The sequence below is a fragment of the Bartonella sp. AU16XJBT genome (assembly GCF_028618665.1).
Lineage (GTDB): Bacteria > Pseudomonadota > Alphaproteobacteria > Rhizobiales > Rhizobiaceae > Bartonella.
Genome location: NZ_JAQITF010000014.1, coordinates 33863 through 45006 on the forward strand (window position 1 = coordinate 33863; position 11144 = coordinate 45006).

The 11144-nt window shown below is 35.6% G+C and carries 4 protein-coding genes and 1 pseudogene; 1 reads left to right on the plus strand and 4 read right to left on the minus strand.

Going from position 1 to position 11144, the window contains the following annotated elements; genetic code table 11:
* Positions 1–106: pseudogene (locus PVV66_RS07770) on the plus strand (terminase); the annotation flags it as partial.
* Positions 107–1530: 1424 nt separating this feature from the next.
* Here the strand turns inward: PVV66_RS07770 and PVV66_RS07775 are convergent.
* The 4 genes from PVV66_RS07775 to PVV66_RS07790 all read right to left on the minus strand — a co-directional run bounded on the left by PVV66_RS07775 (position 1531) and on the right by PVV66_RS07790 (position 10540).
* A complete protein-coding gene (locus tag PVV66_RS07775; protein ID WP_273719415.1) occupies positions 1531–2310 on the minus strand; it encodes a hypothetical protein in 780 nt (259 codons plus the stop codon).
* 97 nt (positions 2311–2407) lie between these two features.
* Entirely contained in the window at positions 2408–3181 is a 774-nt protein-coding gene (locus tag PVV66_RS07780; protein WP_273719417.1) for a hypothetical protein, read from the minus strand.
* A gap of 82 nt (positions 3182–3263) precedes the next feature.
* On the minus strand, positions 3264–4001 hold the full coding sequence (locus tag PVV66_RS07785) for a hypothetical protein (protein WP_273719418.1): 738 nt from the start codon (positions 3999–4001) through the stop codon (positions 3264–3266).
* Positions 4002–5578: 1577 nt separating this feature from the next.
* Positions 5579–10540 (minus strand): type ISP restriction/modification enzyme, encoded by a 4962-nt coding sequence (locus PVV66_RS07790; RefSeq protein ID WP_273719420.1) that lies wholly within the window; start codon positions 10538–10540, stop codon positions 5579–5581.
* Positions 10541–11144 lie beyond the last annotated feature (604 nt).

An 11144-nucleotide genomic window follows, 5' to 3' on the forward strand; every position in this document is an offset into this window, starting at 1 on the left:
GTGGAACCCGTTGCGAGATAATGCACCGGTTGAAAGGCGGTTTCGGTTTTCAGACAATGAAGCCATTAAGCGTGTAGAGATCAATTGGTCAGATAATGTGAGATATAATATCAAAAAACACAATAAAGTCAATAGTTTGTTTGTAATTATTTTATATGAATCCACTCAAGAATCCATCTTTTTATACGTGTTTAAATTGATCATTTTTTATATAAGATTGGCATGTATGAATAGACCATAAAAAGCAAATCATGGTGCAAATATTATAACGCATGTAAACGTTCATATGAAATGAAAAGCAGCTATCATTCATAACAGTTCATAAATTTTATGATACGTTTTTATCACAGCAGAAATCGCATTGTTTAAAAATTTAGTCGTTTGGAATTATCGATAACATAAATCGCATACGTTTAAAGATCACAGCTTGTTTTAAAGATTGGATTGTTTAATCGTATAAAACCAAAATTATTGCTTCCCAAAATTGGGGAGCAAAAATCTATATCTCTTATAGCAATATTTTATTACCTATTAGAGGTAATCGTTTGAAACTGTTATAAGGTAAATTGTATTAAAAGATACGCATTTATAGAAAATAGAGATCATATAGTTTTCCCCAAAATTGGGAAAAACCTTTAAAATGGCATTAAAGCAATTAACGGTTTGAAGCATTCATAAGCTTATAGGTTTAATTCATAAAGATTGCACAAAGGATTTAAAGACAAGATTGATTTTATAACCACGGTATTTTTTTACCGAGGTAGGAAATCAAGGTAATGAAATTCAAAACGTCATATCTTATGAAATTGAAAGCCTTTATGATATAGGCAAGCAAGCGAATAGCAAAATCGTTATAACATCATAAGGTACGGAATTTTTCTAAATTTTTAGACAAAACGCCATTGTTTAAAGAATGCTCTATTCTAAAGATAACAAGCTCGAATTTGAGCTGGTTGATTTTTCCAACTCAAAATTGAGCCAGCTTATTTGTAAAAAGTTACATTTAATGAAAAGTGAAAAGACACTTATGAGAGCCTCTCTAAATGAATGTTTAAACGTTTAAAACATAAAATGAGATTTTTATAAAAACGTTTGAAACAGATGTTTATAACAGTTTTTAAAGCCTTACATTTGATAAAAGCGGTTTTTTGGTTGTTTATTATCTTTATGAGAGCTTGTTTTAAAAGAAGCATTGTGATCATGGGCTTTGTTTTAAAAGCCCCCCTCACAAAGGAGGGTGTTATGATTGATACGTTTGAGATTAACAAAAAGCGTTTATAGGCTTTCTCATTCAAAAGAGTGATTAAAGATCATATGCATCATTTACGGTTCTTTTGATAAGTTTTCATATCTTGAATAGAGCGCTCGTAATATAATACGTTTTGTATATATGTGTCATTATCTTGATTAGGGTTGATTCATAAGGATAGACATTTGAAAGCCGCGTCATATCATTTGGCACGGCTTTTTTTGCATTCTCTCTTTTATGATGGGTTTATAGCCATAAAGAAGGCACCCCCATACCTATTTTTATTCTGTTTTATCAATAATCTTAACGACATTATTGTTTTCATAAACCTCATAATTTTTAGGAACTAACTTTGCTTTGCTTTTTGTGTTGATTGTTGCATTGCCATAAGCACGCCCCCAGATTGTTGCACAATGTGAGATTTTTGCATTGCCATAGACAGATCCATAAACCTCACAAGAGCCCCCCACGCGCGCATTGCCATAGACCTTGCCATAAATCTTTGCACGACCATTAATCACAGCATAATTATAAATTTTCGCATGGCTATAAATACAAGCAGAGCCACAAACCTTGGCATGACCATAGACGCGGGCATAACTAAAAACCGTAGCATCATAAGAAACATGGGCATGGTCATAAATATGAGCATCAGCAAGAACGCGGGCAGCACCACTCACATGAGCATTGCCATAAACATTGCCATACACATGAGCACTCCCATAAACACAAGCCTGATCATAAATCTTTGCATATTGAGAGATAAAAGCCTTGCCATAGACCTCAGCATTGCCATAAACGAGACCACAGACTTGAGAATAATGCCGTATTTTTGCATCATCATAAACACGGGCATGACCATAGACACAAGCATCATCATAGACCCAGCAATTGCCATCATGGGATAGGTTGACTTCCTTTTCGATAAAACCGCCTAAATCGCCCGCCTTGACATCATCAAAATCCCTTAAAGCCCGAATGCGATAAAGGTTTATAATATTTCGCGTAAGAGCATGTTTGATTTTTTTGATTTCACTGGTTAATTCGTATTTTTTACACATAGGGATACCCTCACAATCTAATGTGATAAACAGTTGATAAAATTTGAAATGGAAAATTGGATTGAAAGCAGGCGCCCCCGCCGCGCCCGTGTCTTATTTACGCAGCATCTTTTCTAGACTGATTATCATCACAGATATCATTCGTAATTTTTTCACGGCTATTAACCACGGCATTGCCATAAATTTTTACATCATGATCAATATTGGATTTACCATAGACCTTTGCATTTTCATAAATTCTTGCAAAGGACCCCACACGAACCGAGCCAGAAACATTGGCATCATCATAAATACTTGCATAACTCTTAATCCATGCATTGCAAAAGACATGCGCATTGCCATAAATACACGCCCCCCCATAAATGCCTGATTTACCATAAACATGGGAATTCCCATAAACAAAGCCACTCACATGAGCATTTTCGTATACACGGGCATTATCATAAATATGTGCACTAGGAGAAACATTAGCATTATCACAAACCATGGCATTGCCATAAACATAGCCACAGACCCTAGCATTGTTACTAATTTTTGCATTGTCATAAATGCTAGCATCTTTACCAAAAACCCATGCCTTATCACAAACCACGGCATTCCCATAAACTTTAGCTTCCCTAGCAATAATGGCATCATTACGTATTTTTGCATTATCAGAAACGACAGCATTGCAAAAAACACCAGCATTATCATAAACCCAGCAATTGCCATCATGGGAGAGGTTGTTTTCATTTTCAATAAAGCCGCCCAATTGACCAGCTTTAACATCATCAAAATCTTTTAAAGCACGAATGCGGTGTACAGTAATCCCTTCAAAAGTATGATTTTCATTAGTTAATTCGTATTTTTTAGATACAGTTATAGCGTTCATAGGTAACACCCTAAGTTCATATTTGATAAATTTTAAAATGAGATGTTTAAAGAGGGGCGCCCCCGCCGCGCCCGCGCGTTATTTACGCAGCATCATTTTCATATTCGCTGTCATTATCATCGTCATAATACCACTCACAATCAGCATAATATTCATGACGATAATAATCATCTTCACTCCCAAATTCAGGATATGCCTCATCCCAAATATGATCATCAGCAGTTAAAGAGGCGGCGCTATGAACATAAGAATCGCCAGAGATAAGAGCCCCACAAACCACGGCATCATCAAAAACACGCGAGCCATCACAAATATGAGCAGCGCCGCTTATTTTAGCATTGCCCCCGACATGAGCATCATCACAAATAACGGCATCATCACAAATATGAGCATGATTAGTGACGCGGGCGTTATCATAAATTTTAGCATTACCTTCAATTACAACGGCATTGCTCACATGAGCATTTCCATAAAGCTTTGCATTGTCCTTTAATAACATGCCTTCAAAAATGGCATTACCATAAATTCTTGCATTACCACAAACGTCAACAAAAAAGCTTTTTACTTTAGCATTGCCTGAAACCCTTGCATTTTGAAAGACGCGCGCTTTGTCATAAACCCAGCAATTGCCTTTGTGAGATAAGTTACTTTCGTTTTCAATAAAGCCGCCTAGATCGCCAGCTTTAACATCCCCAAAATCTCTTAAAGCACGTATACGGTATAATATGAGACCAGTCACAAAATCCATTTCGCCAGTAAACTCATATTTTTTAGATGTTTTTTTCTTATTAACGGGGGTAATTTTTGATATATTTGTCATATTTAAAGCCTAACTGTTCAATTGTTTTGAAATTGACACCCTATAAGGGCGCCGGGCGTTCAAAACACGGCAGTTAGTCCGTTGCTACGCTTTTCCTATAAGGTATTGTATAGCGTAACTACACCCGACAAAATCATCATATATGCTAATCACAGCATAAAAGATAGTCAGTTTTTTAAAGACTTTGGAAAGGTTGTTTCGTAACCTTTTCGCTAACTGTAAGTGTTTTGATCACTTGAGTATTTATATACCAAAATACGTATTTATTGTCAATTAATATTTTATCTTTTTTGATATTTTTTGTATTTTTTTAAATGCATTGTGTATTGATAATATCTTATGCTTATGAATTGCGTCTTTTATATTTATGCACTTTTAAAGCTATATTATAGGCTTTCTGAAACAATGGCGTTCTTTTTTGAATCTATACATTTATAATATTTAGAAACGCTCTCATAATGCGTTTTTTTAACTTTATAACCTATCAGTTTTTTCACTAAATGAATTTAAATTTTTTTGTGAATTTTGTTTATAACACATTTGCAACTTAACAGCTTTTTATAGGAACTGTTTTTATAACCAACGCATTCATTTGTATTATGATTATAAAACCTTGCTGTTTTTATGCATTCTCTATAGCTGTTATATGCTTTATATAGCCATGGCATCATTTTTCATATTCATAAGAGAAACGATAAATAGGATATAGGATAATTACGATTTATAGACTGTTATGAAAATATCTAAAGAGAGATTGATAATTATAGAGATTAGCAAAGTCCCTTTTAATAGGCTTTTGTTATTTTGGTTAGTTCTTTTTAAAAGTTAAAATTATATTTTTTAGTGAGTGATTAACACGTGTCTTATGAAAAGCGTATGAAAGTAAAAACTGATTACGTTATTAAAATCCTTTTTATGAACTTTATCAGTTTTTTTGAATGATAACCTTATGATTTAGAGAATTGATTACAACGTATTTTATGAAAAGCATATGACTCTTTAAAGCTTTTAAAAAGATAGCTTGTAACTCATAAGAGATGCTATCAAGATCATTATAGTTATGAGTTTCGAGGGTTTTGAAGGTTTTGAGGGTTCCTTTTATTATTAATTATTTTATTTTTAAATCGAAAATAAAAGTCATTATATTTCAATATGTTAATGTTTTAAGCAAACAACCTATATTAAATATAACATGTAAATACAATCTATAATATATATTTAAGAGGGTTTTGAAGGGGTTTTGAGGGTGTTAGGAACCTTCAAAACCTATAAGCAAAATGAATACATATAACCCTCTTTAAACAAAGCTTTTGAAAAGGATAAAGCACTCATTTTAGATTACGGTATAACCTCTTAAAGGCAATGTAAAAAAATCTAATTCACTTTAAGATGGGATTTCTTAAAAGTCTTAAAGCAATCCAAATAAGAGTATCTAAAAGTGCAAGTTTTTTCTTTTTAGAATAACGCATATTAGGATTGTATCTAATCAACTTAACAAAAGAAGTATAGATTATGGTTATAAGCTCTATACCCCTTATGCGTTTATCATACCCATTATGTGAGCATGCTTTATTAAATCATTCAGTTTCTCTTATTTCTAATTTTGGTAGTTTTTTTACGATTTTCATTGTCTCTAAACTTACGGTAATAACCCTTTGAAACAATTCGAGGGGGTAAGCAGGGTTGCCAACGGTTTCAACAGCGTAGCGATTGGCATCATTGACAATACTACTCTTTTTATCAATCTTAACACATTGACGCCCCATAACCCATTCAAGAGCAGGCTTGCCATTTACAATATACTCATAAGCCTCAAGAGGGATATCTGTTATTGTGATATTGCTATTGTAAAAAACAGTCGATTTATCCTTTTCCTTACTATTCCCAGCAAATTTCATTTCAGTCACATAATAGAATTTTTCGGGATTAGAGATCTCAGTCTGTTTTGGGTTACCCTTTTTAAAGGTCACTGGATAAGGCTCTACATCTTCATAATTTACGTGTAAATGACCCAGTTCACGCCCTGCTGTTACAAACTTCCAAAAATCATCAGCACTCTTTACGCAAGGAATACGAGGCAGTTCTTTGCATAAATTATGTGCATAACGAGTACGGTAATCTTCCGAATGAAGTAAACCGTAAACATAATAGAACAAATCATCTTTTGTTATGGTTTCATTAGGATAAGAGGCTTTAAAATAGTCTAGACCTTCATCAGTAATGGCATCATACCTCTGTAAACCAGCTGTTGTGTTTGCTTCTGTAAATAAATGGGATTGTTTCTTGTTTTTATCTTTTAAAACTTCAGTATCTTCGTAAATATAGCGTGGAAAGCATTGGCTATTATCTATCACACCCACATCAGGCACATTTTTAGTCATCAAGACAGAAAATCCACCTCTTGCTCCTACAGCAGCAATTTTCATAACTCTATTTTCAACTATTTTTCCCATAGGAAATATCTGTGGCATTTGATAAACTGATTCATTAAAAATGCGACTATAATAGAGCCATTGTTGTATAAAAGGACGATACAAGCTCTGAGTGAGGCATGTTTCTTCAAATTTAAAAGTTTTTCCTCTAATTAACTGTTGCTTAACACTATAGCTCCAGCTAATTTTACTGTCATCGGAATTGACAAAACTATCTACATACTTTGCACGTGCTTTACTGGCGGCATGTGTATAAGCACCATTAAAACGTTCCACTTCACTATTGTAGAAAGCAATCATATTACTCATGTTCTTCGCTAAAGCTTCACGACTTGAATTGTAAGCCCAAGCGTCACGATTGGTTTTTAGACCACATGAAAACGTTTCAAAGAGTTTTTTATTATGATCTTTTTTATAACCTTTATCACCTATAGCTAAAAAAGCGTTGAAATTGTCATCACGTTGACCAAGCCAATCACCATGTCTGTCTGGTGTAATTATTTGCCAACCTTGTTTACTTCGTGTAATACCATTAATGCTACCAAATTCTTTAATTGTCTTAAGCTTTTTTTCTCTTGTGAGGTAATCTCCAATATCACGGAAATATATCTTACTATGCTGTTGTGCATTTGGATTTTTTACGAGAATAGAAATCGCTATAGGGGCACGAGATCCTTCACCAAAAATTCCACCACTTTCTTTCTTACGTTGTTCTCCAGAGGTCCGGGCATTCCCCCGTAAATGGAAAATATAAAGGCTGCTAAATTCCTCAACGAGACATTTGCGTAAACCATCCATAGAACTTCCATCAATAAAACCCGCGTTTGTGACAAAACCAATAACACCGCGTTTTTTTATTCGGTCACTAGCCCAACGAATAGCACGAATATAACTGTCATATAACTTGTGCGTACTAGTTGCTTTAGATTGAGCAGCGTAAGTTTCACCGATACGTTTATTTAATATGGGATAGGGAGTATTCTTTGCATTATCATTTTCGCTTTTTTGTCCTACCGAATAAGGAGGGTTGCCAAAGATAACTTCAATATTTAGTTTCTTTTGATGCTCTAAATATTCACTATTTTCTTTGAGTATACCGTCTATCAAGTTTTTTTCTTTAAGTGTTTGAAACGTATCAGCCAAACCAATATGCTTAAAGGGAATATACTCACCTTTCATGATACTATGATAAGTCGATTCAATGTTAATCGCTGCTATGTAATAAGCAAGCAAAACAATCTCATTGGCATGGATATCATGACGGAATTTATATTCCATATCCTCTGGTTTGATGAGATCTGATTGTAAAAGCCTTGTGATAAAGGTTCCAGTTCCCGTGAAAGGGTCAAGAATAGAAACACCACGTGAACCAAGGCTCTTTCCAAATTCATTACGCAAGACATCATCAACAGAATGAATGATAAAATCCACTACCTCAACGGGGGTATAAACAATCCCAAGTCTATCCGTGGTTTTCTTAAATGCCTTGGCAAAAAAGCTTTCATAAAGCGTGATAATAAGATTTTGCCTTGCTAAAGGCGAGGTAATCCCAGAAGCACGAAGCCTTACACTGTTATAAAACTCTTGTAATTCCTTGGATTCTTCCTCGATATTGGTTTTATCAAGTTCTGTTAAGATCCTTTCCATGGCTTGCGAAATGGCATTGTTTTGCACAAATTCATTGCCCTCAAACAAGGCTTCAAACACGGGACGCGTGACAAGATGTTGTGCTAACATCTCAATCGCTTCCTCTTTCTTTATTTCACTGTTTAAGTTGTTCTTTAATTCTTTATGAAACGCATCAAAAGCATGAAAGGCTTCACTGTTTTCATCAGCAAGCAGGTTTTGAAGATGGGTGATATGGTTTTGTGCAATCTCAGCAACATTGCCCGCCCAATTTTCCCAATAATCCGCAATAGCAAATTTTTTCGCAAGAAGGGTTTTAAGGGCATTGGGAAACTCTTTATAAAAGGGCAATCTCATTTGCCCTTTATAACTATGCTGCGGTTCAGGAGCGGCTTTTCCAATCTCAAGCCCCATATGTTCTGATTTTTCATGGATATGGAGTTTATCCTCAACCGAGGTCATGCTCTTTAAGGCGCTAATCTCCAAAACATCACTAACGTCTTGCCCTAAAATCATCTGGTTAAGGGTGATTTCGAAATTCTCATCATGAGCAAGCAAAGCATTGATCACTTGCCAGACAACACTGTATCTTTTGTTATATTTTAAAGCCTGTTCAGCAGAAACCCCAGCAGGGATTCCAACGGGTAAAATGATATAGCCTCTTTTTTTGCCCCGAGCACGACGCATGATACGCCCCACCGCCTGTATGACATCCACATAACTTTTCCGCGGGTGTAAAAACATGATCGCATCAAGAGCAGGAACATCCACTCCTTCAGACAGACAGCGTACATTGGTTAACACACGGCAGACATGCTCTCCCGCATCTTCCTTTAACCAATCAAGGGCTTTATGACGCGTTTTTGCACTTTGTGTTCCATCAATATGATCAAAGGTACAGTCAAGAGGCGGGGTATCTTTATAGACCTTATGAAGATCATACAGTTCTTTCTGTATTTCTTGAGAATTGAAGGTATCACGGATACGTTCAGAGGTCTTGATATCTTTACAAAATGCTAAAGCCCGCCGCATGGGATTAGGGTCATCACTCAAATCAACTTTTAGATCTATTTTAGCAAGGGCTTGATAACAGCCTATGATTTTGGTTTTATCATCAAGGATAAGTTCATAATTCTCATCGGTCATCAGATGTTGAATGGATTGACTGACTTCCTCTTCATTAACACCCAAAACAATAATCTTATAAGGTGCTAAAAGTTCATTCTGAACGGCTTTTGAGAAGGTATAGGTATAAAGTTCTTTTCCATAGAGCTCTTCATCATCCATAGAGGCGAGAACAGCATTGATCTCATCAGCTTTCTTTTTGGCATCATCGGTAAAGATCTTAGGGGTTGCTGTCATATACAGACGTTTTTTGCCTTGAATGATGCTGTTATCGTGAACCTTGATAAAATCAGATTCATTATCCTCTGTTCCCAATGAAGCCCCAGTGGTACGGTGTGCTTCATCACAGATGATCAGATCAAATTCGGGTAAATCATACTTTTTTTGTGCATCGGAAATCACTTGGATTGAATGGTAAGTGGAAAACACCACGGTCATCAGATCATGGGAAACCTTACCCGCTTTGCTAGCCAGTTCTTTGGCATCCGTTGTTGCAGGCAAGGCAAGATCAGAGCTATCAAATTCAAGAGCATCATTTTTATTATTCTTCCGACGCTTACCCACTTGTGTATCTGAACACACAGCAAAGGAACGCAAAGGTACTTCTGTATCTTCTGTCCATTCACGAATTGTTTGAGAGATAAGAGCAAGAGAGGGCACTAGAAATAATACACGCTTGCCAGTTCCTGCTATGGTTTCTGCTATCTTCAAACTGGTGAAAGTCTTCCCCGTTCCACATGCCATAATCAGCTTGCCACGGTCTGCTTCTTGTAAACCTTCACAGACTTTCTCAAGGGCTTCTTTCTGATGATCTAAAAGCTTTTTTTTCGGTTTCTCTTTAAGAACAGCTTGTCCTTGTTCTTTATAAGCCCCCCAATCGATTTGACTGCTTTCCAAATCAAATAGATTAATCCGTTGAATACGAACCTCTTGTCCTTCACAAGTCAGTTCAACATTGTCACTCCAATCTGTTTCGGTGCTATCAACCAGTATACGGCGGGTGAAGATCTTTTTGCCCGAGGCAGCAATAAAGCTATCAATATCTTCTTTTTTAATTATGTGAGAAGCATCATAGCATTTACATTGAATAGCCGCATAACCCCCTTCATCACGGATTGTCGCCACCAGATCAATCCCAATATCCGTTCCATTTTCATCATGTTCCTTAGCCCATTCCAAATAAGTCTGAACCTTTTCGTATTCTTGCTTTTGAAGCGGGTCTTCACTCAAATAAACCATGACAAGATTTTCAAACATGGTTCCTAATTCACGGGGTGATTTAGCTTTTTGCCGATAATATTCCAACAGAGAGCGTAAAGAGAGGTGTTCATTATCAGAGTTAACAGATTGCAGCATATTGTAATAAAAATCCCTTGCCTTAAGAGATGATCAATAATCATCAAAAGAATCAAAACGAATTCAATCAAATGCACTTAAAGCAAATATCGATAAAAATGGAAAAAAACTGCTAAAAAAGCCGATATTTTTTCAAAAGGGGTTTTAAAAGATTGCTTATCAACAGGCCATGACATAGGATAAGATCAGCAAAATAGTGAAATTTGCTATTTGTTTTATGATAAAAAAGACAAATGCACTATGTGCTTTTAAGATATCAGAATAAGTATTTCGATGCATTTTATAGATAGATTTTGAAGGTTTCTAACACCCTAAAAAAACTCCAAAACTCATAGATGAGGTGTTCTTTGAAGGTTTACTCTATGAATAAGGGGACATGGTTTAGCAAATTTATCCTTTATATTGATGGGGATATTGAGGCTTACACATTGACTTTCCAAATAATTTTGGTTATCTCTCTGAGAGTATAAGTATGGGGGGAAATGTCTTCACACGGTTACAATCAAGGTGTTTTGCCACTTGGTCTTTAGTTACAAAGATATGTGCTTTTATTAAAAGCGTCATAGGGTAGTGGCTGTTTTAATTTCTATTATCAATAAGGGTT

Excerpts from the sequence above, each read along its gene's own strand:
- PVV66_RS07775 (WP_273719415.1), bottom strand. The coding sequence starts at position 2,310 with ATGTGTAAAAAATACGAATTAACCAGTGAAATCAAAAAAATCAAACAT.
- PVV66_RS07780 (WP_273719417.1), bottom strand. The coding sequence starts at position 3,181 with ATGAACGCTATAACTGTATCTAAAAAATACGAATTAACTAATGAAAAT.
- PVV66_RS07785 (WP_273719418.1), bottom strand. The coding sequence starts at position 4,001 with ATGACAAATATATCAAAAATTACCCCCGTTAATAAGAAAAAAACATCT.
- PVV66_RS07790 (WP_273719420.1), bottom strand. The coding sequence starts at position 10,540 with ATGCTGCAATCTGTTAACTCTGATAATGAACACCTCTCTTTACGCTCT.